The organism is Herbaspirillum sp. 1130, assembly GCF_017833835.1.
Classification (GTDB): Bacteria; Pseudomonadota; Gammaproteobacteria; order Burkholderiales; family Burkholderiaceae_D; genus Herbaspirillum; species Herbaspirillum huttiense.
In genome coordinates, this window is record NZ_JAFICQ010000001.1 from 1,637,732 (window position 1) to 1,658,766 (window position 21,035).

Below are 21,035 nucleotides of genomic sequence, written 5' to 3' on the forward strand. Positions count from 1 at the left end.
CCTGCCAAATTCATCTTGAATTTGGGCAAGACTGCCATTAAAGTTCATGGCGCTTCCCCCGGAGCTCATCCTGACGGCACTGCCGCTCACCCTTGCAGGCCATGCGCCTGCGTCGGAATCATCATCCACCCTTCGTCTGCCGTCAGTGGCGGCAGGCCAGCCCCCTGAGGCATATCGTGAATTTCAGACAGACCAAAGTTGCCACCCAGCTTATGTTGGGTTTTTCCGTTTTGATCCTGTTCATGGCCGTGCTCGGTGCGGCGGCCTGGTACGGACTCAATACCGTCGACGCACAGCTCAACGAAGTGCAGACCAACCTCATGCCCAGCGTCGCCACGGCCAAGACCATGCAGGCCGAGATCCGCGCCTTCAACCTGGCCCAGTATCGTGCGCTCACCGCCAATGATGCGCAGCGCATGCAGGATGCCCGCACGCGCCTGACCGCCTCGCTGGGACGCTACACCAGCGCCGCCGACCAGTATCGTCCGCTCATCCATACGTCTGAGGAACAAGCCGCCTACGACGAGCTGCAGGCCCTGCTGCCCAAGTACCTTGCCGTGAGCCAGCAGATGCTGGCCGCCCTTGAGCAAGGCAAGCAGGAGCAGGCCGTGGACATCATGAAAGACCAGCTCTTCCCGCTGCGCGCGGCGATGGAAGTGCAGATCCAGCGTCTCATCACCGTCAACGAAAAGGGCGTCGCCGAGGCCGCCACCAGCGCGCGCGAAGCCTATGCCGGCAGCCGCATGCTGATCATCGGCCTGACCCTGGCGTCGGCGCTGATCGGCCTGCTGATCGCGCTGCTGATCAGCCGCCGCCTGACGCGCCAGCTGGGTGGCGAGCCGGCCGAAGCGATGTGGCTGTCGGGCCAGATCGCCGCCGGCAACCTGAGCGCGCAACTGCAACTGCGCAAGGGTGACCGCGCCAGCCTGATGCATTCGCTCATGACCATGCGCGAACAGCTGGCCGGCCTGGTCGGCCAGATCCAGCAGGCCAGCGGTGCCATCCACGTGGCCGCACGCGAAATCGCCCAGGGCAATACCGATCTCTCGCAACGTACCGAAGAACAGGCCGCCTCGCTGGAGGAAACCGCCTCCAGCATGGAACAGCTGACCAGCACCGTGCAGCAGAATACCGACCACGCCCGCAAGGCCAGCCACGTTGCCAGTGCCGGTGCCGATGTGGCCCGCCGTGGTGAAACGGAAATCGCGCAAGTGGTCAGCACCATGCGCGAGATCGCCGTCAGCTCGCACCAGATGTCGGACATCATCAGCGTCATCGAAGGCATCGCCTTCCAGACCAATATCCTGGCCCTCAATGCCGCCGTGGAAGCGGCACGCGCCGGCGAGAACGGCCGCGGCTTCGCCGTGGTGGCCACCGAAGTGCGCGCGCTGGCCCAGCGCAGCGCCGGTGCTGCCAAGGAAATCAAGGGACTCATTGAAGGCTCTGTGGGGCGCATCCAGAGCGGCACGACGCTGGTGGAAAAGGCCGGCGGCACCATCGCCGAAGTCATGCGCGCCTCGGTCGATACCACCCGCATCATCAGCGACATCGCGCATGCTTCGGAAGAGCAAAGCGCCGGCATCACGCAAATCAATGCAGCCATCTTGCAGATGGACCAGGTCACGCAGCAAAACGCCGCCCTGGTGGAACAGGCCGCTGCTGCCGCCCAGGCCATGATGCAACAGGCCGAACAATTGACGGCGGCGGCGTCGGTGTTCCGCATCGACGCGCAGCTCCTGCAGGCTGCGCCGCTCATGCCCGCTCTGGCGACCAATGGCCAGCCTCACATGCCGCGCCTGGCCATGTGAACGCGCCCCTCTTGCTGAATTGACTAAATGATTTAAATTTTATAAATCGTTTATCAGCAGCATCAATAAAAATGGCCTGGATCTCGCGATCCAGGCCATTTCCTTTTTTGTGGCCGCCGCCTCTTCCCCTTGCTGATGCTGCCCACGCGGCGGCACGCGGGCAGACCTCCCCTGCTTGACGGTTGCGCTGCGGATCAGTCGTCTTCCGCGCCGCCGATCCCCAGTTCTTGGATCTTGCGGGTGATGGTGTTGCGGCCGATGCCCAGGCGCACGGCAGCATCGTTCTTGCGGCCGTGGGTATGTTTCAGGGCGATCTTGATGAGCGCTGCTTCAAACTGGCGACCGAGGATGTCCATCACCTCGGGCTGTTCGGAGGCCAGCATCTGCGCCGCCTCCACTTCCAGCAGCGAGATCCAGTTGCCAGCGGCTGCATCCGCCGGTGCAGCGGCGGACGCCGGATCGGCATACGCCACCGGAGCGGCCACGGCAGCCGCCGAGGCGGGCGCGGAAACGGTCTGCGCCGGTTGCGGTGCATGGACGCGTTCTTCCACCAGATCCTGCGGCAGGTCCTTGATCTCGACCGTCTGGCCCGGGGCCATCACGGTGATCCAGTTGCACAGGTTTTCCAGCTGGCGCACGTTGCCGGGGAATTCCAGCTGCGACAGGAACTGCATCGCCTGCGGCGACAGGCGCTTGGCTTCCACGCCCAGCTGGCGCGCGCTCTGTGCCAGGAAGTAGCGGGCCAGGATGGGAATGTCTTCGCTGCGTTCGCGCAGGCTGGGCAGGCGCAGGCGGATCACGTTCAGGCGGTGGTACAAGTCTTCCCGGAACAAACCTTCACGTACACGCTGCTCCAGGTTCTGGTGAGTGGCCGCAATGACGCGTACATTGGCCTTCAGCGACTGATGGCCGCCGACACGATAGAAGTGCCCGTCGGACAGCACGCGCAACAGGCGCGTCTGCAGGTCCAGCGGCATGTCGCCGATTTCATCGAGGAACAGCGTGCCGCCCTCGGCCTGTTCGAAACGGCCACGGCGCATCGCTTGCGCGCCGGTGAAGGCACCGCGTTCATGGCCGAACAGTTCGGATTCCAGCAGGTCCTTGGGAATCGCCGCCGTGTTGAGCGCCACGAACGGCTGGCTGGCGCGCGGGCTGTGCTTGTGCAGGGCACGCGCCACCAGCTCCTTGCCGGAACCGGATTCGCCGGTGATGAGCACCGTCACGTTGGATTGCGACAGGCGGCCGATGGCGCGGAACACGTCCTGCATCGCAGGGGCCTGCCCGAGGATTTCGGGGGTCTGGGCCGCGCCCTGTTCGATATCGGTTTCGCGCAGGCTCTCGTCGAGCGCGCGGCGAATCAGTTCGACCGCCTTGTCGACGTCGAAGGGCTTGGCCAGGTATTCGAAGGCGCCGCCCTGGAAGGCGGAGACCGCCGAATCCAGGTCCGAGAAGGCGGTGATGATGATCACCGGGATGCCGGGGTGCTTGGCCTTGATGGTCTGCAGCAGTTCCAGGCCGGAGGCACCGGGCATGCGGATGTCGGACACCAGCACTTGCGGCGTGCCGTTCTGCAGGGCTGCCATCGCATCGCGTGCGCTGGAAAAACTCTGCGTGGCGAGATTTTCTCGGGCCAGGGCTTTTTCGAGCACCCAGCGTATCGATTCGTCGTCGTCAACAATCCAGATTGGCTTCATAAATAACTTCTTCCTGCGTTGGTCATGCTGTTAATGCTCCCGCGATCCACGGCGCTTCTGACGCCATGTCCGCAGCCCCCTTGGTGGACCGGATGCTCTGCATCCACTCGGCTTTGGCGCGCCGCCTGCGGCCATGCTCACGGCAGCGGTATAAGTATTCTGAAATCGGTACAACCGGGCCGGCTGTCGCATTCGATGACACCCATGTGCTGATGCACGAAGGTCTGCGCCAGGGTCAGCCCCAGTCCGCTGCCTCCCTCGCGACCCGACACCAGCGGATAGAAGATTCTTTCCTGGATGTCGGGAGGAATGCCCGGACCGTTATCGATGATATGCAAGTCTAGTGCCAGCCGGTATCTGACCTTGGATAGCGTCACCTGGCGCGAGACGCGCGTGCGCAGAATCAGCTCGCCATCACCGGCACGGATGCGGTCGGCCAGCGCTTGCGCTGCGTTGTGGACGATGTTCAGGACGGCCTGGATCAGTTGCTCCTTGTCGCCCCGGAATTCGGGGATCGACAGGTCATAGTCGCGCTTGATGGTCAGCCCCTGCGGGAACTCGGCCATCACCAGGCTGCGCACGCGTTCGCAGACTTCGTGGATGTTGACGTCGCCCACGATGTGCGGGTGGCGGTGCGGGGCCAGCAGCCGATCCACCAGGGTCTGCAGGCGGTCGGCTTCCTTGATGATGACCTGGGTGTATTCGCGCAATTCCTTGAGGTGGCGCTCGGGCAGCTCCAGCTCCAGCAGCTGGGCGGCGCCACGGATACCGCCCAGCGGATTCTTGATCTCGTGGGCCAGGTTGCGGATCAGTTCCTTGTTGGCCTGGCTCTGGTCGAACATGCGCTCTTCGCGGTCCAGCTTGAGTTGCTGGACGTTCTCGCGCAGCTCCAGCAGCACCGGCCAGTCGGTGCTGTCCAGGGGCGTGACGATGGTGTGGACCTGCAGCGGCTCGCGGTTGGCACGCTCCAGCACCAGGTCCAGGCGCTTGTCGGCGAACTGGTGTTCGATGGCCTGGTAGAACAGCGCGGTCAGCTCCTTGCCATTGAGGAAGAGCTCCGAGAGCTTCTGCTGCGAGAGCACCTTGAAGGAGCTCTCCAGCAGGTTCTCGGCGGCGGCATTGGCGTAGACGATGCCGCCATTGGCATCGAGGATGATCACGGCCGAGGCCAGCAGGTCGAGGCCATCGAGGGATGGGAGCGGTGTCTTCATGGGAGGATTCTTGATGCCTGGGGTCATGTCGTCTCGTGCCGGTCTGGCTGCATCTTGCAAAGGCTTGCCGCGGCGGATGTTGTACTGGATCTGTTTTGACTAGCAATTTTCGGGCGCACTGCCCTGCAGCAGGCGGTGCGCCGCGCATAAAAAAAGGGGAAGCAAGCTTCCCCTTTTTCTCCGGATGCGGATTCGATTACAGCGAGTAGTACATGTCGAATTCGATCGGGTGCGTGGTCATGCGGAAGCGTTGGACTTCCTGCATCTTCAGCTCGATGTAGGCATCGATCATGCTGTCGGTGAACACGCCGCCACGGGTCAGGAACTCGCGGTCCTTGTCCAGGTGCTCCAGGGCTTCATCCAGCGAAGCACAGACGGTCGGGATCAGCTTGTCTTCTTCCGGCGGCAGGTGGTACAGGTCCTTGGTGGCAGCTTCGCCCGGGTGGATCTTGTTCTGCACGCCATCCAGACCGGCCATCAGCAGGGCCGAGAAGCACAGGTACGGGTTGGCCAGGGGATCCGGGAAACGGGTCTCGATGCGGCGGCCCTTCGGGTTCGCCACGTGCGGGATACGGATCGAAGCGGAACGGTTGCGGGCCGAGTAGGCCAGCTTGACCGGAGCTTCGAAGCCGGGGACCAGACGCTTGTACGAGTTGGTGCCGGGGTTGGTGATCGCGTTCAGGGCCTTGGCGTGCTTGATGATGCCGCCGATGTAGTACAGCGCGAACTCGGACAGGCCGGCATAGCCGTCGCCAGCGAACAGGTTCTTGCCATCCTTCCAGACCGACTGGTGCACGTGCATGCCGGAGCCGTTGTCGCCAACCAGCGGCTTGGGCATGAAGGTTGCGGTCTTGCCGTAGGTGTGGGCGACGTTCCAGATCACGTACTTCAGGGTCTGGGTCCAGTCAGCGCGCTCGACCAGGGTCGAGAACTTGGTGCCCAGTTCGTTCTGGCCAGCGCCAGCAACTTCGTGGTGGTGCACTTCGACGGGGATGCCCAGGGATTCCAGGATCAGGGACATTTCCGAACGCATGTCCTGGAAGCTGTCGACCGGGGGAACCGGGAAGTAGCCGCCCTTGACGGTCGGACGGTGGCCGGAGTTGCCGCCTTCGATCTTGGCGCCGGTGCTCCAGGAAGCTTCTTCGGAGTCGATCTTGACGAAGGAACCGGACATGTCAGCACCCCAACGGACGCCGTCGAAGATGAAGAATTCGGGTTCCGGACCGAAGTAGGCGGTGTCGCCCAGGCCGGAGGACTTCAGGTAGGCTTCAGCGCGCTTGGCGATGGAGCGCGGATCGCGGTCGTAGCCCTTGCCGTCGGACGGCTCGATCACGTCACATTGCATGAAGAGGGTGGTCTCTTCCATGAACGGGTCGATGTTGGCGGTGTTCGGGTCCGGGATCAGCAGCATGTCGGAGGCTTCGATACCCTTCCAGCCGGCGATCGACGAACCGTCGAAGGCGTGACCGGATTCGAACTTGTCGATGTCGAAATGCGAAACAGGCACGGAAACGTGCTGTTCCTTGCCACGGGTGTCAGCGAAACGGAAGTCGACAAACTTGACTTCGTTGTCCTTCACCATCTTCAAAACCTCTGCGGCCGTCCTTGCCATGCGAATCTCCTAAAACGAGGAAGTAGTATAAATTGGGGTGTTGAGCCGTTTTCTGCGACTGGATCTTTGCATTTGATACAACGGTCTTGCGCCGAACTCAGTCGCGGATGATAGCAGATTCCATGCCACCAACCTTTCGGGTGCGCCAATAATGGAAGTTTTTAGGGAGGACGCGCCAGTTGGGGCGCTGCGCGCGGTGCAGAGGCACTGCAGATATGCATTATTTTAGTGCGATTTACCAATAACGCACCAATAAAATGCATATTCGTGGATTTGGATATGAATTGCACCACTATAGCGCATGCGCCGTGTTGGGGCAGCCCCCGGATGAACTGCCATGCGTGCACCAGCTTGGGAAAATTGCCTAACTGTTTATATTGTTTAAAATCATCTCCCCTGGGTGCACATTGCCTTCACTGGCTTCGTTGCGCTTCAGGGGCTTTCACCGGCATTCCTGCGCTTCCTTGTACGCGCTTCTTTCTTCTTCAGAGGCTTTACCCATGAGCAACGATTCGATTCTCAGCACTGCCATCCAACGCGCGACCGACGGGCAACTGCCCTATGCCGGTGCCGTGACCCCGCAGGAAGCCCTGGCCCTGCTGCAGTCCGATCCCGCCATCAAGCTGGTCGACGTGCGCACCCGCGCCGAGCGTGACTGGGTCGGCGTGGTCCAGATCCCGTCCGGACAGCATCTGGCCGTGCAATGGAATCTCTACCCCGAGGGCAAGCCCAATCCGCAGTTCCTCGAACAACTGCAGGAAGTCGCCCGGCCCGGTGAAGTGCTGCTGTTCCTGTGCCGCTCGGGCGTGCGTTCCAAGCATGCCGCCAAGCTGGCCACGGAAAACGGCTACACGCAGTGCTTCGATATCCTGGAAGGCTTTGAAGGCAACAAGGACGCCGACGGCCACCGCAAGACCATCGAGGGCTGGTGCAAGGCCGGCCTGCCGTGGGTGGGTGCCTGAACGAATCGGACGGAATCAGGCCTGCAGGCTCCGCGCCTGCAGGGCACTGGCCAGCGACTGCAGCAGCAGGCTGATGGCGGCCTGGCCATCGGCCTCGGCGCGCAGCGCTTCTTCCACGCAATCCAGCAGCGCCACCAGTTCCAGCCGGCCCATGGTCAGGGCGGCTCCCTTCATGCGATGTGCGAGCTGCACCATCCTTCCTCTGTCGCCCTGCAGGCTGGCCTGTTCGAGCGCCGCCAGATCGTTGCGGGTGGTTTGCAGGAAGAGCCGGTCCAGATCCTGTCCATATTCCTGTTCAGGCGTCATGGCCTGGCCATCCTCCTCATTGTCGAGATCGCACCAGAGGGCCAGCAGGCGCCGGATGGCCTGGGTCTGCAAGGGCTTGGGAAGCATGCCGTCCATGCCGCTGTCCAGACAGCGCTGCACATGCAGGGCATCGGTTTCGGCGGAAATGCCGATCAGCGGCGTATAAGGACGCTGGCGCTGCGTCTGTTCCAGCTGCCGCACCTGGCGGGCGACTTCCTGACCGGGAATGTCGGGCAGGAAGCAATCCAGCAGCACCAGCCCGTAGGGCCGCGCCCGGATGGCGGCCAATGCGCTGCCGCCATCGGCCACGCAATCGACCTGACAGCCGAGCCGCTGCAGGCGGTTCTGGATGGCGTAACGAATGGTGACGGAATCATCGACCAGCAGCACGGCCGGTTCACGTTGCCCGGTAGTGGCGCTTTCCCTCTGGTGCGGCATTTACAGCTCCTTGATCTGGTATTCGATCTTGAACAGTTCGTTGTCACTGCGCACGCCCAGCTTGCGGAAGGCCGATTGCTTCTGCCCGCTGATGGTCTTGACGCTGCGTGCGAATTTTTCCGCGATGTCGGTGACCGACATGCCGTCCAGGCAGCAGCGCAGGACTTCCCGTTCGCGCGGCGACAGGCTGGGCATGTCCGACAGCGAGTCCGGCGAGACGTCAGTGCCGCGCGGTCGCCGGCGCGGCGGGCGCACTTCGGGCTGGCTGCGCGTGGCCGCTTCGGCGGCCTGCATGATGGCCAGCTCGCGGGTCATGGTGCTGTTGAGATATTCGCGTCCCCGGCTGATGGTGCGGATGGCCAGGATCAGTTCGGCCAGCTCCTGCGATTTGCTGACGAAACCGCGTGCCCCCGCCTTCATCGCCATGGCCACCGTCGCCGGGCTGCTGTGGGCCGAGGTCACCAGGATCTTGGAACGCGGAAAGCGCACGCGCAAGGCGCGGATCAGGTTGAGACCGTCGATGTCATTGCTGCCCAGCGAATAATCGATCAGCAGCAGATCGGCCGGCGAGGCGCGCAAGGCTGCCATGAGCTCCTTGCTGGTGGCGAAAGCGCCGACCACGGTGAAATCCGGCTCCTCGGCCAGACGCTTGGCCAGGCCGTAACGCACCACGGCGTGGTCGTCCAGCAGCGCGATGCGCAACGCCGATGCCAAGGTCCATGTCATGCGCTATCCCCTCGTATTCTGATCATGTGAAGCCGCTGCGGTGCATCATCAGCCCCCCTTCTGATGCAGCCGCTGACGAAGGCGTTATTGTGGTCGAGCGCCGCCTTCCGGCGCATAAGAATCGTCTGAAAAACAGTGACAAATCGCAGAATTTTTATACTTTACCGCGCTTGCGGGAAGCTGACGCAGGCGTCAGCTTTGTAACACCCTGTATGAAGAACAATGCTTGCTGCGCTACAGTGGCGCTCGGCCGCAGCAGCACGGGATCGCGGTGCGGCCAGACCCGCGCATTACACTTTATTACAGCCCGCGTGCAAGTCCATCACCATACTGGCCTGCAGCTGTTCTCCCCAATTTTCGACCTCGCGAGGCTCGTCGATGCAAGCGCCCTTCAAGCAGCTTTTTCCTTCACGTTCAGCCTGGCTGATGCTGGCACTGGTTGCCTGCACCTTGGGGCAGGCCCAGGCGGCTGGGCCGACTTCCGCCAGTGCCCCGCTGTCGGAACAGGAGCGCGCCCTGCACGTACTCAACCGGCTCGCCTATGGGCCGCGTCCCGGCGATCTGGAGCAGGTGGAGCGCATGGGCGTGAAACGCTACATCGACCAGCAACTGCATCCAGAGCGCATCCCCCTGCCCGATGATTTGCAGGCGCGCCTGGCGGCGCTGCCGGGCCTGCAGATGACGCCGGCACAGTTGTTCGTCGACTATGGCCCGCCCTCCTTCGACCGCAGCGCCAGCAAGGAAGACCAGCAGGCCGCGCGCCAGCGTGCGCCGCGCGAACTGACGCCGCAGTTCCACATGGCGCGGCTGCTGCAGGCCAGCGAAAGCCCGCGCCAGCTGGAAGAAGTCATGACGGAATTCTGGGCAAATCACTTCAACGTCTTCGAAGGCAAGGAGTGGGTGCGCTACTGGGTGGGCGACTATGAAAAGAACGCCATCCGCCCCTATGCCCTGGGCAACTTCCGCGATCTGCTGGGGGCGGTGGCGCATCATCCGGCGATGCTCTACTACCTCGACAACTGGCTCTCCAGCGGTGCCGGCACGCCCGGTGCGCGCGGGCGTTTCAAGGGGCTCAACGAGAACTACGCACGCGAGCTGATGGAGCTGCATACGCTGGGCGTAAATGGTGGCTATCAGCAGGCCGACGTGATCACGCTGGCGCGCATTCTCTCCGGCTGGACCATCGATGTGGACGCCATGAAGGCCGGTGCCTCGCCCTTCCGCTTCGCCGCGCAACGGCATGACAACGGCCCCAAGATCTTCCTCGGCAAACCGCTGCAGGCGAGCGGCTATCAGGAAGGCGAAGCGGCGCTGGACATCCTGGCCAATCATCCGTCGACGGCACGCTTCATCTCGACCCAGCTGGCGGAATACTTCGTCGCCGACCAACCCGATCCGGCGCTGGTGAACAAGCTGGCGCAGAAATTCCTGGCCAGCCATGGCGATATCCGGGCCGTGTTGCAGACCCTGTTCGACAGTCCGCAATTCTGGGCCCGCAGCAATTACCAGACGCAATTCAAGACGCCGTACCAGTTCGTGGTCTCGGCCCTGCGCGCGGGTGATATTCCGGTGCGCAATCCCAAGCCGGTCAATGGCGAACTGGGGCAGTTCGGCATGCCGCTGTATGGCTGGCTCACGCCCGAGGGCTACAAGTATTCGCAGGCGGCCTGGCTCAATCCCGGCGCGCTGCTGCGGCGGATCAATCTGGCCGGCAACCTGGCCAGCGGCAAGTCGCCGATCGCCCGCGTGGAAGGCGCGCCTGCGCCCTCCAATACGGAGGCTCCGCCGCTGGACGCAGCGGCCTTGCTGCGCACCCTCGGCCCGGCCATCACGCCGGCCACCGCCGCACAGATCAATGCCGCACCTGAGAACCAGCGTGCCGGCCTGGTCCTGGGCAGTCCCGATTTCATGAAACGCTAACCGCTGGAGGCCAGCATGAACCGCCGCCATTTTCTCCGTTATCTGGGCGCTGCCGGCAGCGGCGCCATCCTGGTGCCGATCGGCTTGTCCGGCTGTGCTGTCGTGCCGACCGGCGACCAGACCATCAGCCGCAGCAACCACACGCCCGGCAAGGTGGCCTACGGCTCCCCTGCCCCGCGCGCGCATGCCCAGGGTGACGGTGCGCCGCGCATGGTGGTGGTGTTCCTGCGCGGGGCCGTCGATGGCCTCAACGTGGTGGTGCCGCATGGCGATCCGCTGTACTACCAGGCGCGTCCGACCATTGCGGTGGCACGTCCCGGCCAGGCCAACGGCGCGCTGGACCTGACCGGTTACTTCGGTTTGCATCCGGCGCTGCAGCCGCTGATGCCGTACTGGGAAAGCGGGCAGCTGGCCTTCGTGCATGCATCGGGTTCGCCCGATGGCTCGCGCTCGCACTTCGAAGCGCAGGACTATATGGAAACCGGCACACCCGGCCAGCACAGCACGCGCGACGGCTGGCTCAACCGGGTGATGGATTACCTGCCGCCGGCCGAGTCGCCACTGCAGGCCATCAACGTCGGCAGCGCCACGCCGCGCATCCTGAGCGGCCACAACGTGGCGGCCAATCTGCAGACCGGGCGCGATGCCACGCGTCCGAGCATGATTGACCAGCCGCGCTGGAGCCAGGTCTTCGATCCGCTGTATGGCGGTGATGATGCGCTGGGCAAGGCCTATCGCGATGGCATGGCCGCGCGCAAGCAGCTCATGGCCGAGATCAACAGCCAGGAGCAGCAGATGGCCAACAACGGCGCGCCGCTGCCCAATGGGCTCTCCATGGATACGGCACGCTTGGGCCGGCTGATGCGGCATGATCCGCGCATCCGGCTGGCCTTCCTGGCCGTGGGGGGCTGGGATACGCACATTGCACAAGGCAACGGCACCGGCCAGCTGGCCGGGCGTCTGTCGCCACTGGCCACGGGCCTGGCCACGCTGGCGCGTGAACTGGGGCCGGCATTCAATGACACGGTCATCGTGGTGATGTCTGAATTCGGCCGCACCTTCAAGGAGAATGGCAACGGCGGGACCGATCATGGCCACGGCAATGCGATGTGGCTGATGGGGGGCAATCTGCGCGGCGGCAAGATTTATGGTCAGTGGCCGGGGCTGAATCAGACAGCCTTGAACGAGGGGCGCGACCTAGCGATCACGACGGATTTCCGGGCGGTCTTGTGTGCGCTGTCGGAGCGGCATATGCGCATCCCGGATCAGGCATTGGAGAAAATTTTTCCACAATATGCTGCGGGGGCAAGAGGGATTCCTGATCTCTTCGTCTGATATTTTGCAGAGATCGCAGATACGTCAAACGTAAAAAAACCGCATCGAATCGATGCGGCTTTTCGCTTTTACCGCAGCTGTCCGAGTCATTCCGCCTCGGCAATCCACGCTGCCTGAATGGCTTCCAGAATGCGCTCACCAGAGCGATTGGGATCATCCTCAAACCCCTCCAGCTCCATCACCCAACGATGCAGGTCGGTAAAGCGGATGGTCTTGGGATCGACCTCGGGAAACTTGTCGTAGAGTTCCTCGGCGATCTGCTGGGTATCAGTCCATTTCATGTCAGTCTCCCCGGTGCCATGGCACCGAACGAAAACCTCGGAAGATCAGTGATTCTCCGAAGCGTGGTTGATGGTGTACTTGGGGATTTCGACGGTCAGGTCGTCTTCGCCCAGCACCACCTGGCAAGACAGGCGGGACGTCGCTTCCAGGCCCCAGGCCATGTCCAGCAGGTCTTCTTCCTTGTCGGTCGGATCATCGAGGGTCTCGAAACCTTCGCGGATGACCACGTGGCAGGTGGTACAGGCGCAGGACTTTTCGCAGGCGTGCTCGATGTCGATGTCGCTGTCCAGCAGCGCATCGCACAGGGTCTTGCCGGCGGGGGCATCGATCACCGAGCCTTCAGGGCAAAGGACCGGATGGGGGAGGATGACGATCTGGGGCATGGTGGCTCTCGTGTCTTGTCTATCGTGTCTACAGTATTCGGGGGGACGCAATCGCTTACGCGACTTCGTCCAGTTTCTTGCCGGCCAGCGCGGCGTGCACGCTGCGGTCCATGCGCCGTGCAGCGAATTCTTCGGTGCCATGCGCGAGTGCATCTACCGCTGCCTTGATGGCGAGGTGATCCGTACCTTGCGCGGCGGCCGTCACGGCGTCGATCTGCGCTTCGATGGCCACGCGCTCGTCTTCCGACAGCAGCGCGGCATCGGCCTGCAGGGCCGAACGGGTGGCCAGGACGATGCGCTCGGCTTCGACCTGTTCTTCGCGCAGGGCGCGGCGTTGCATGTCTTCATCGGCCGAGCTGAAGGATTCCTGCAGCATGCGGGCGATTTCATCATCGCCCAGGCCATACGAAGGCTTGACGGTGATGGAGGCTTCCACGCCCGAGGTCATCTCGCGCGCCGACACCGCCAGCAAGCCATCGGCATCGACCTGGTAGGTCACGCGGATGCGCGCCGCACCGGCGGCCATCGGCGGAATGCCGCGCAGCTCGAAGCGGGCCAGTGAACGGCAGTCGGCCACCAGCTCACGCTCGCCCTGCACCACGTGGATCGCCATGGCGGTCTGGCCATCCTTGAAGGTGGTGAATTCCTGGGCGCGGGCACAGGGGATGGTGGAATTGCGCGGGATGACCTTCTCGGCCAAGCCACCCATGGTCTCGATGCCCAGCGACAGCGGGATCACGTCCAGCAGCAGCCAGTCGTCACCCGGCGCACGGTTGCCGGCCAGCAGATTGGCCTGCACGGCCGCACCCAGCGCCACCACCTTGTCGGGGTCGATGTTGGACAGCGGATTGGTCTTGAAGAACTCGCCCACCGCGCGGCGGATGTGCGGCATGCGGGTAGCACCGCCGACCAGCACCACGCCATCCACGTCTTCCACGGTCAGGCTGGCATCGCGCAGGGCCTTGCGGACCGGGGCCATGGTCTTGGCGACCAGGTGCTGGGTGATCTCGTTGAATTGTGCGGCGGTAATCGACAGGTGCACTTCTTCGCCGGACTTGAGCACGGCATCGATCTGCACTTCATCCTTGGTGGAGAGCAGCTCCTTGACTTCGCGCGCCTTGACCATCAGGAGGCGCGTGTCTTCATCCGACAGCGGCTGCAGTTGCGCCTCGTGGCTGATCCAGCAGAACAGGCGATGATCGAAATCATCCCCGCCCAAGGCCGAATCGCCGCCTGTCGCCAGCACTTCGAAGACGCCGCGCGTGAGCTTGAGGATGGAAATATCGAAGGTACCGCCACCCAGGTCATAGACCGCGAAGATCCCTTCGGAGGCATTGTCCAGGCCGTAGGCGATCGCGGCCGCCGTCGGTTCATTGAGCAGGCGCAGGACATTGAGACCGGCCAGTTGCGCCGCGTCCTTGGTGGCCTGGCGCTGGGCATCATCGAAGTAGGCAGGCACGGTGATGACAGCACCCACCAGGTCGTCGCCCAGGGCATCTTCAGCGGTCTGGCGCAGTGTGGCCAGGATCTGGGCCGAGACTTCCACCGGGCTCTTCACGCCGGCCACGGTCTTGATCTGCACCATGCCGGGCTGGTCCTGGAAGTCATAGGGCATGTTCTCGGCGTGGGCGATGTCCTTGAGGCCACGGCCCATGAAACGCTTGACCGAGACGATGGTATTGCGCGGATCAATGGTCTGCGCGGCCTGGGCCTTGTAGCCGATGTTGGCATGGCCGTTGGGCAGGTAGCGCACGATCGAGGGCAGCAGCACGCGGCCGTCATCATCGGCCAGGACTTCGGGAATGCTGTTGCGTACGGTCGCCACCAGCGAATTGGTGGTGCCCAGGTCGATGCCGACGGCCAGACGACGCTGGTGTGGCGCGGTGGACATGCCCGGTTCGGAAATCTGCAGTAAAGCCATAAGGTGTGGACTCGTCGTGGAGCGTTGGGGCGAAGTGACTCGCCGTTATTCAGGTAAGGCCATCCGGATGCCCAGGCCGATGAAGGCACAGCCTGCCAGGCGATTCAGATGAACGGAAGCGGAAGCGCGACGGCGGAAGACCGCACCGACGGCACCGGAAAAGAGCGCGATGGCGCTGAAGATGACGAAGGCCTGGACAATGAACACCAGCGCCAATATCAGCATCTGCAGTGCTTCATGACCAGCCTCGCGCTGCACGAACTGCGGCAGGAAAGCGATGAAGAACAACGTCACCTTCGGGTTGAGCATATTGGCCAGCACGCTCTGCCAATAGATGCGGCGCAGCGGGACCGCCGCAGCGCCCTGCCCGTCTGCCGACATCGCGATGCCGCTGGAAGCCGAACGCAACGTGCGCACACCCAGATAGGCCAGATAGGCGGCACCCGCGTATTGCAGCGCGTGGTAGGCCGGCGGATAAGCCTTGATGAGGGCAGCAAAACCCAGCACGGCCAGCAGCGTATGAAAGATCAGTCCCGAACAGAACCCGGCAGCAGCCACAAGCCCGGCCTTGCGCCCTTGGGCGATGCCGCGCGTGAGCACGTAGATGTTGTCCGGACCCGGTGCCAGGGTCAGCGTCATCGCGGCCAGCAGGAACAGGAACAGATCGGGCATCGTGCGTCTCCGGTCAGCCTTCGATCAGGGCAAAGGCATCGCCGATCTCGGCCCCGAACTTGTCGAGGAACATCAGCTGGCGCACCAGCTTGCCGGCACCGGCGTAGTCGCCCACATCCAGCAGCGCTTCGATGCGCGCGATCTCGGCTTTCTTCTCGGTCAGCAGTTCGGTATTGAGCTGCTCCAGGGCATCGATGTCCTTGCCGGCCTTGGCGTCGTCAAGCGTCTCGCGCCATTCCATCTGCTGCATCAGGAAAGCGGGGGCCATGGCGGTGTTGGATTCGGTCTGCAGGTCTACGCCGTGCAGCTCGCACAGGTAGCGTGCGCGCTTCAACGGGTTCTTCAGCGTCTGGTAAGCCTCGTTGGCCCGTGTGGCCCACTGCATGGCTACGCGCTTTTCCGCATCGCTGGCGTGCGCGAATTTGTCCGGATGCGCCTGGCCCTGCACGCTGTGGAAAGCCTGCTCCAGCGCCTTCTGGTCGATGGCGAAACGTTGCGGCAGCTGGAACAGATCGAAGTGGTTTTGCATGGCTGAAAAATAAAAAGCCTGTCGGACTGCAACAGGCTTGGCACATCAGGGACGGCGGACGGTGACCAGGCCGGCCCCGCAGGGAGCAATCACGAGGCTGTCACAGGGCTATCACGGTCCGGCTAAGCACTGGGGCCGCCTGCACCACAAAGCCGGTACGACGGCATCGACAAGAAACTGAAAATGCAGCTCAGATGCGGAAGCTTTCGCCGCAGCCACATTCATCCTTGACGTTCGGATTCTGGAACTTGAATCCTTCGTTCAGTCCCTCCCGGGCGAAGTCCAGCTCGGTACCATCGATGTAGGGCAAGCTCTTGGGATCGACGAAGACGCGCACGCCGTGCGACTCGAAGACGGTGTCTTCGGACGATTGTTCATCCACATACTCCAGCTTGTAGGCCAGGCCGGAGCAGCCGGTGGTGCGCACACCCAGGCGCAGGCCGATGCCCTTGCCACGGCGCTCCATGTAGCGGCTGATGTGTTTTGCTGCCTTCTCTGTCAACGTGATTGCCATGATGCTTGCCTTACGAAATCGAAAACGGCCTTGCTGTCCTGCCCGTCAAGCCGCTCAGGCGGCTTGCTGCTGTTCGCCGTGCTTGGCCTTGTAGTCCTGCACGGCAGCCTTGATGGCGTCTTCGGCCAGGATCGAGCAGTGGATCTTCACCGGCGGCAGGGCCAGTTCTTCAGCGATCTGGGTGTTCTTGATGGACAGGGCTTCGTCCAAGGTCTTGCCCTTGACCCATTCGGTCACCAGCGAAGACGAAGCGATGGCCGAACCGCAGCCGTAGGTCTTGAACTTGGCATCCTGAATGACGCCATCCGCGCCCACCTTGATCTGCAGCTTCATCACGTCGCCGCAGGCCGGCGCGCCGACCATGCCGGTGCCCACGGTGTCGTCGCCCTTTTCGAAGGCGCCGACGTTGCGGGGGTTTTCATAGTGGTCGAGTACTTTTTCGGAATAAGACATGTTCTTTGCTCCCTAGATGATGGTTTCGGCCATCGCCCCTGCCCTGCTGCGGCTGCTGGCGATGGCTGGCAGAATCCTGGTTTAGTGGGCCGCCCACTGGATGGTGGACAGGTCCACGCCGTCCTTGTACATGTCCCACAGCGGGGACAGCTCGCGCAGCTTGCCGACCTTGCTCTTGATCAGCTCGATGGTGAAATCGATATCTTCCTCGGTGGTGAAGCGGCCGATGGTGAAGCGGATCGAGCTGTGCGCCAGTTCGTCGCTGCGGCCCAGGGCGCGCAGCACGTAGGACGGCTCCAGGCTGGCCGAGGTGCAGGCCGAACCGGACGAAACGGCGATGTCCTTGATGGCCATGATCAGCGATTCACCTTCAACGTAGTTGAAGCTCACGTTCAGGTTGTGCGGCACGCGATGATCCATGTCGCCGTTGATGTAGGTCTCTTCGATCTCTTGCAGGCCCTTGGCCAGGCGATCACGCAGCGCGCGGATGCGGGACAGCTCGCTGTCCATTTCTTCACGCGCCAGGCGGAAGGCTTCACCCATGCCCACGATCTGGTGGGTAGCCAGGGTGCCCGAACGCAGGCCGCGCTCGTGGCCACCGCCGTGCATCTGTGCTTCGATGCGCACGCGCGGCTTGCGGCGCACATACAGCGCACCGATACCCTTGGGGCCGTAGCTCTTGTGAGCCGAGAAGCTCATCAGGTCGACCTTCCAGTTTTCCAGGTCGATCTTGACCTTGCCGGTCGCCTGGGCGGCGTCGCTGTGGAAGATGATGCCCTTGGAGCGGCAGAACTCGCCGATTTCCGGCACCGGCTGGATCACGCCGATTTCATTGTTCACCAGCATGACCGACACCAGGATGGTATCCGGACGCACGGCGGCAGCGATCTGCTCGACCGTGACCAGGCCATTGTCCTGAGGCTGCAGGTAGGTGGCTTCGAAGCCCACGCGTTCCAGCTCGCGGAAGGTATCCAGCACCGCCTTGTGCTCGGTCTTGACGGTGATGATGTGCTTGCCCTTGGACTTGTAGAACTGCGCCGCGCCCTTGATAGCCAGGTTGTTGCTCTCGGTGGCACCGGAGGTCCAGATGATCTCGCGCGAATCCGCGTTGACCAGCTTGGCCACTTCTTCACGCGCCTCTTCCACGGCCTTTTCAGCAGTCCAGCCGTACATGTGGCTGCGCGAAGCGGGGTTGCCGAACTGCTCGCGCAGGTAGGGGATCATCTTGTCGGCCACGCGCGGATCGACCGGGGTGGTCGCCGAGTAGTCCATGTAGATCGGGAAGTGCGGAGCCTTGATGGTCTCCAGCAGGCTTTTTTCCAGGGGTGCGTTCATAAGGTCCTTGCTCCAAATCAGGCTGCGGCTTGCGGGCGGTGCATCACCACCACGCTCTGCGAGTCGGCGGCACGGTGTTCGGCCGCCTTGGGTTCTTTTTGCTGGTCCACCAGGTCCTGGAGGGATACCGAATCCAGGTACTCGACCATCTTCTCGTTCAGGGTGGACCACAGCTCATGCGTCATACAGCGTGCGCCGCCCGGATGCGCCGCGCTGTGGCAATTTTCCTTGCCACCGCACTGGGTTGCATCCAGGGGTTCGTCCACCGCGATGATGATGTCGGCGACCGATACGTCAGCCGCCTTGCGGGCGAGATTGTAACCACCGCCGGGCCCCCTCACGGACTCGACGATCTGGTGACGCCGCAACTTGCCGAACAACTGCTCCAGATATGATAAAGAAATTTCCTGGCGCTCGCTGATGGCCGACAGCGTGACGGGGCCCTTGCCCTGGCGCAAAGCCAGGTCAATCATCGCTGTCACGGCAAAACGGCCTTTGGTGGTAAGACGCATGAAGTTCGCTCCAGAAACAAATGCACCGGCGGGGCCGGTTACCCTGAATTCCCGAATATTTGAGTCAAGTATAGCAAACCCGAGTAATTCTGTCAGGTACCCTGCCTTTTCCTTCATATCGGCCAAAACCCGGCCTGGCGCAAGCCGTCGACAAATTCACCTGAAACTTGTCTGACCTCTTGCGCAAAGTGCGCTACTCTCACGGCTACGGCTGGTCCTGGCGTCGTGGCGGCTTATCGATCTGGTAAGATGGCGCGACTATGTTCACCCCGCCTGATGCGGACCGATCACAACCATTCACAATCCGGTCTGCCAGCGCTCCCGAGAAATAAAACGATATGGATGTAAGCGATACCCCCAACCCGCTGCTGCGCCCGCGCCGCAAGCCCCAGAGCCTGTCGCAGGAAGTGGTGGCGGCGCTGACCGCAATGATCTCCAACGGCAGCCTCAAGCCGGGCGACAAGCTGCCCACCGAATCCGAGATCATGCAGACCCAGGGCGTCTCGCGCACCGTGGTGCGTGAAGCCATCTCGCGCCTGCAGGCGGCCGGACTGGTGGAGACGCGGCACGGCATCGGCACCTTCGTGCTGGAGGTCAAGAAGGGTTCCAACATCAACATCGACCCGGCCACCATCACCACCATGCGCGACCTGCTGGCGCTGCTGGAGCTGCGCATCAGCCTGGAGACCGAAACCGCCGGCCTGGCCGCATCGCGCCGCAGCGATGCCCAGCTGCAGGAAATCCGCGAGGCGCTGGACCTGTTCCACGCCAACCAGAAAAGCGGCGGCGACACCGTGGGCCCGGACTTCCGTTTCCACTTCGCCATCGCCAACGCCACCGGCAACCGCTATTTCATCGAGATCATCAGCCATCTCGGCATGGGTGTGATCCCGCGCAAGCGCATCAATACCGCCGAGCTGGCGCATGACCAGCAGGCCAGCTACCTGGAGCGGGTACAGCGCGAGCACGAAGACATCTATGAGGCGATCGCCCGCGGCGATGCTGAAGCCGCCCGCGCCGCCATGCGCAATCACCTCACCAACAGCCGCGAGCGCCTGCGCCGCGCCCAGCAGGAAGCCGAATCGGGCACCGCCGGCAACGCCTGATCCCGCGCAAGTCCGGCCGGCCCGTGCTGCACGGACCGGCCGCTTCCGTTCCCTCCCCCTCTTCAGCAAGCCTCCGCCATCCGACGATCTCCTCGGCCCGGCCGGCCGGGAATCCCGCCCTCCACCCTGCGCAAACCATCACAACAAAGTACTGGCTTTCTGAAATCTTATGTTGTACGATGACTGATATCCTAATTGGATACAAGAAGATCAGAGACAACATTCATCCTATTTGCCTCGTTTTCCAACCCATTCCTAACGGCGTCGAGCGAAACCATGTCCCAGTACACACCCCAAGACCTCAAACAGATCCTCTCTTCCGGCCTGCTGTCGTTCCCGCTGACGGACTTCGACGAGCAAGGCGACTTCCGCCCCAAGACCTACATCGAACGTCTGGAATGGCTGGCGCCCTATGGCGCGAGCGCGCTGTTCGCCGCCGGTGGCACGGGTGAGTTCTTCTCGCTGGTCCCGGGTGAATATTCGGACATCATCCGCACCGCCGTCGACACCTGCCGCGGCAAGGTGCCCATCATCGCCGGCGCCGGCGGCTCCACCCGCGCGGCCATCGCCTACGCCCAGGAAGCCGAGCGCCTGGGTGCCCACGGCATCCTGCTGATGCCCCACTACCTGACAGAAGCCAGCCAGGACGGCATCGCCGCCCACGTGGAAGCGGTCTGCAAATCGGTCAACTTCGGCGTCATCATCTACAACCGTGCAGTCTGCAAGCTCAATGCCGAGACCCTGCAACGCCTGGCTGACCGCTGCCCCAACCTGATCGGTTTCAAGGACGGCATCGGCGAGATCGAACCGATGGTGCATATCCGCCGCAAGCTGGGTGACCGTTTCACCTACCTGGGTGGCCTGCCGACTGCGGAAGTCTATGCTGCCGCCTACAAGGCGCTGGGCGTGCCGGTGTACTCCTCGGCGGTCTTCAACTTCATCCCCAAGACCGCCGTCGAGTTCTATCAGGCCATCGCCAAGGAAGACCACGACACCGTGGGCAAGCTGATCGATGACTTCTTCCTGCCCTACCTCGCCATCCGCAATCGCAAGGCCGGTTATGCCGTCTCCATCGTCAAGGCCGGTGCCAAGATCGTCGGCCACGATGCCGGACCGGTGCGTACGCCCCTGACCGACTGCACGCCGGAAGAGCACGAAGAACTGGCTGCACTGATCAAGAAGCTGGGTCCGCAATAAAGACGGCATGATCTGATCGGCAGTACCCGAGGGAGGGGCCGCAGGCAGCTGCGGCCCCTCCCTTTTTGGGCGATATGAAAGAAAGTGCAGGCCCTGGCCGAAAAAAAACCTCCGTGGCC

20 protein-coding genes are annotated in these 21,035 nt (G+C 62.9%); 6 read left to right on the plus strand and 14 right to left on the minus strand.

Annotation, left to right across the window (positions count from 1 at the left end):
* The first annotated feature begins 176 nt into the window (after positions 1 to 176).
* Positions 177 to 1,808, plus strand: coding sequence for a methyl-accepting chemotaxis protein (locus JOD78_RS07210; RefSeq protein ID WP_209566987.1), 1,632 nt, complete (start codon positions 177 to 179; stop codon positions 1,806 to 1,808).
* A 194-nt stretch (positions 1,809 to 2,002) separates the two neighbouring features.
* On the opposite strand, the gene ntrC is transcribed toward JOD78_RS07210, so the two are convergent.
* From ntrC to glnA, 3 genes are all read right to left on the minus strand, one after another.
* Complete coding sequence (gene ntrC / locus JOD78_RS07215; protein WP_121042117.1) at positions 2,003 to 3,502, minus strand: nitrogen regulation protein NR(I); 1,500 nt, start codon at positions 3,500 to 3,502, stop codon at positions 2,003 to 2,005.
* Between the two features lie 137 nt (positions 3,503 to 3,639).
* On the minus strand, positions 3,640 to 4,713 hold the full coding sequence (glnL, locus tag JOD78_RS07220; RefSeq protein WP_034331333.1) for a nitrogen regulation protein NR(II): 1,074 nt from the start codon (positions 4,711 to 4,713) through the stop codon (positions 3,640 to 3,642).
* A 196-nt stretch (positions 4,714 to 4,909) separates the two neighbouring features.
* Positions 4,910 to 6,325, minus strand: coding sequence for a type I glutamate--ammonia ligase (glnA, locus tag JOD78_RS07225; protein WP_034331334.1), 1,416 nt, complete (start codon positions 6,323 to 6,325; stop codon positions 4,910 to 4,912).
* A 500-nt stretch (positions 6,326 to 6,825) separates the two neighbouring features.
* On the opposite strand from glnA, the gene JOD78_RS07230 reads away from it, so the two are divergent.
* Positions 6,826 to 7,287 (plus strand): rhodanese-like domain-containing protein, encoded by a 462-nt coding sequence (locus tag JOD78_RS07230; RefSeq protein ID WP_121042119.1) that lies wholly within the window; start codon positions 6,826 to 6,828, stop codon positions 7,285 to 7,287.
* A 15-nt stretch (positions 7,288 to 7,302) separates the two neighbouring features.
* Here the strand turns inward: JOD78_RS07230 and JOD78_RS07235 are convergent, their stop codons facing one another.
* Together JOD78_RS07235 and JOD78_RS07240 are read right to left on the minus strand one after the other, a co-directional pair.
* Entirely contained in the window at positions 7,303 to 8,031 is a 729-nt protein-coding gene (locus tag JOD78_RS07235; RefSeq protein ID WP_121042121.1) for a response regulator, read from the minus strand.
* On the minus strand, positions 8,032 to 8,757 hold the full coding sequence (locus JOD78_RS07240) for a response regulator transcription factor (protein ID WP_134136105.1): 726 nt from the start codon (positions 8,755 to 8,757) through the stop codon (positions 8,032 to 8,034).
* Positions 8,758 to 9,183: 426 nt separating this feature from the next.
* Here JOD78_RS07240 and JOD78_RS07245 point away from each other — a divergent pair, with 426 nt between their 5' ends.
* The gene (locus tag JOD78_RS07245; RefSeq protein ID WP_245201996.1) at positions 9,184 to 10,677 is read left to right on the plus strand and encodes a DUF1800 domain-containing protein; all 1,494 of its coding nucleotides are present in this window, start codon (positions 9,184 to 9,186) and stop codon (positions 10,675 to 10,677) included.
* Positions 10,678 to 10,692: 15 nt separating this feature from the next.
* Positions 10,693 to 12,012 (plus strand): DUF1501 domain-containing protein, encoded by a 1,320-nt coding sequence (locus JOD78_RS07250; RefSeq protein WP_209566992.1) that lies wholly within the window; start codon positions 10,693 to 10,695, stop codon positions 12,010 to 12,012.
* A gap of 86 nt (positions 12,013 to 12,098) precedes the next feature.
* Here the strand turns inward: JOD78_RS07250 and iscX are convergent, their stop codons facing one another.
* The 9 genes from iscX to iscR all read right to left on the minus strand — a co-directional run bounded on the left by iscX (position 12,099) and on the right by iscR (position 18,613).
* The gene (iscX, locus tag JOD78_RS07255; protein ID WP_034331339.1) at positions 12,099 to 12,293 is read right to left on the minus strand and encodes a Fe-S cluster assembly protein IscX; all 195 of its coding nucleotides are present in this window, start codon (positions 12,291 to 12,293) and stop codon (positions 12,099 to 12,101) included.
* Between the two features lie 45 nt (positions 12,294 to 12,338).
* Entirely contained in the window at positions 12,339 to 12,677 is a 339-nt protein-coding gene (fdx, locus tag JOD78_RS07260; RefSeq protein WP_013235088.1) for an ISC system 2Fe-2S type ferredoxin, read from the minus strand.
* 55 nt (positions 12,678 to 12,732) lie between these two features.
* The gene (gene hscA / locus JOD78_RS07265; protein ID WP_121042129.1) at positions 12,733 to 14,598 is read right to left on the minus strand and encodes a Fe-S protein assembly chaperone HscA; all 1,866 of its coding nucleotides are present in this window, start codon (positions 14,596 to 14,598) and stop codon (positions 12,733 to 12,735) included.
* A gap of 45 nt (positions 14,599 to 14,643) precedes the next feature.
* On the minus strand, positions 14,644 to 15,270 hold the full coding sequence (locus JOD78_RS07270; RefSeq protein WP_121042131.1) for a LysE family translocator: 627 nt from the start codon (positions 15,268 to 15,270) through the stop codon (positions 14,644 to 14,646).
* Between the two features lie 13 nt (positions 15,271 to 15,283).
* Positions 15,284 to 15,799 (minus strand): Fe-S protein assembly co-chaperone HscB, encoded by a 516-nt coding sequence (gene hscB, locus JOD78_RS07275; protein WP_121042133.1) that lies wholly within the window; start codon positions 15,797 to 15,799, stop codon positions 15,284 to 15,286.
* Between the two features lie 190 nt (positions 15,800 to 15,989).
* On the minus strand, positions 15,990 to 16,313 hold the full coding sequence (iscA, locus tag JOD78_RS07280) for an iron-sulfur cluster assembly protein IscA (RefSeq protein ID WP_006712826.1): 324 nt from the start codon (positions 16,311 to 16,313) through the stop codon (positions 15,990 to 15,992).
* Positions 16,314 to 16,367: 54 nt separating this feature from the next.
* Positions 16,368 to 16,766: a Fe-S cluster assembly scaffold IscU gene (iscU, locus tag JOD78_RS07285; protein ID WP_034331342.1), complete on the minus strand. Its 399-nt coding sequence runs from the start codon at positions 16,764 to 16,766 to the stop codon at positions 16,368 to 16,370.
* Positions 16,767 to 16,847: 81 nt separating this feature from the next.
* Positions 16,848 to 18,101, minus strand: a complete 1,254-nt coding sequence (locus JOD78_RS07290) for an IscS subfamily cysteine desulfurase (protein ID WP_034331343.1) — start codon at positions 18,099 to 18,101, stop codon at positions 16,848 to 16,850.
* Positions 18,102 to 18,118: 17 nt separating this feature from the next.
* On the minus strand, positions 18,119 to 18,613 hold the full coding sequence (gene iscR, locus JOD78_RS07295) for a Fe-S cluster assembly transcriptional regulator IscR (RefSeq protein WP_034331344.1): 495 nt from the start codon (positions 18,611 to 18,613) through the stop codon (positions 18,119 to 18,121).
* Between the two features lie 338 nt (positions 18,614 to 18,951).
* Here iscR and JOD78_RS07300 point away from each other — a divergent pair, with 338 nt between their 5' ends.
* The gene (locus tag JOD78_RS07300; RefSeq protein ID WP_121042135.1) at positions 18,952 to 19,719 is read left to right on the plus strand and encodes a FadR/GntR family transcriptional regulator; all 768 of its coding nucleotides are present in this window, start codon (positions 18,952 to 18,954) and stop codon (positions 19,717 to 19,719) included.
* A 276-nt stretch (positions 19,720 to 19,995) separates the two neighbouring features.
* Positions 19,996 to 20,916 (plus strand): 5-dehydro-4-deoxyglucarate dehydratase, encoded by a 921-nt coding sequence (gene kdgD / locus JOD78_RS07305; protein WP_088757000.1) that lies wholly within the window; start codon positions 19,996 to 19,998, stop codon positions 20,914 to 20,916.
* Positions 20,917 to 21,035 lie beyond the last annotated feature (119 nt).

Bases quoted from the DNA above. Each gene is read 5' to 3' on its own strand.
- JOD78_RS07235 (WP_121042121.1), bottom strand. From the start codon at position 8,031: ATGCCGCACCAGAGGGAAAGCGCCACTACCGGGCAACGTGAACCGGCC.
- hscA (WP_121042129.1), bottom strand. From the start codon at position 14,598: ATGGCTTTACTGCAGATTTCCGAACCGGGCATGTCCACCGCGCCACAC.
- glnA (WP_034331334.1), bottom strand. From the start codon at position 6,325: ATGGCAAGGACGGCCGCAGAGGTTTTGAAGATGGTGAAGGACAACGAA.
- iscR (WP_034331344.1), bottom strand. From the start codon at position 18,613: ATGCGTCTTACCACCAAAGGCCGTTTTGCCGTGACAGCGATGATTGAC.
- glnL (WP_034331333.1), bottom strand. From the start codon at position 4,713: ATGAAGACACCGCTCCCATCCCTCGATGGCCTCGACCTGCTGGCCTCG.
- JOD78_RS07240 (WP_134136105.1), bottom strand. From the start codon at position 8,757: ATGACATGGACCTTGGCATCGGCGTTGCGCATCGCGCTGCTGGACGAC.
- iscA (WP_006712826.1), bottom strand. From the start codon at position 16,313: ATGGCAATCACGTTGACAGAGAAGGCAGCAAAACACATCAGCCGCTAC.
- iscX (WP_034331339.1), bottom strand. From the start codon at position 12,293: ATGAAATGGACTGATACCCAGCAGATCGCCGAGGAACTCTACGACAAG.
- JOD78_RS07250 (WP_209566992.1), top strand. From the start codon at position 10,693: ATGAACCGCCGCCATTTTCTCCGTTATCTGGGCGCTGCCGGCAGCGGC.
- iscU (WP_034331342.1), bottom strand. From the start codon at position 16,766: ATGTCTTATTCCGAAAAAGTACTCGACCACTATGAAAACCCCCGCAAC.
- JOD78_RS07245 (WP_245201996.1), top strand. From the start codon at position 9,184: ATGCTGGCACTGGTTGCCTGCACCTTGGGGCAGGCCCAGGCGGCTGGG.
- JOD78_RS07300 (WP_121042135.1), top strand. From the start codon at position 18,952: ATGGATGTAAGCGATACCCCCAACCCGCTGCTGCGCCCGCGCCGCAAG.
- hscB (WP_121042133.1), bottom strand. From the start codon at position 15,799: ATGCAAAACCACTTCGATCTGTTCCAGCTGCCGCAACGTTTCGCCATC.
- ntrC (WP_121042117.1), bottom strand. From the start codon at position 3,502: ATGAAGCCAATCTGGATTGTTGACGACGACGAATCGATACGCTGGGTG.
- JOD78_RS07230 (WP_121042119.1), top strand. From the start codon at position 6,826: ATGAGCAACGATTCGATTCTCAGCACTGCCATCCAACGCGCGACCGAC.
- fdx (WP_013235088.1), bottom strand. From the start codon at position 12,677: ATGCCCCAGATCGTCATCCTCCCCCATCCGGTCCTTTGCCCTGAAGGC.
- JOD78_RS07270 (WP_121042131.1), bottom strand. From the start codon at position 15,270: ATGCCCGATCTGTTCCTGTTCCTGCTGGCCGCGATGACGCTGACCCTG.
- kdgD (WP_088757000.1), top strand. From the start codon at position 19,996: ATGTCCCAGTACACACCCCAAGACCTCAAACAGATCCTCTCTTCCGGC.
- JOD78_RS07290 (WP_034331343.1), bottom strand. From the start codon at position 18,101: ATGAACGCACCCCTGGAAAAAAGCCTGCTGGAGACCATCAAGGCTCCG.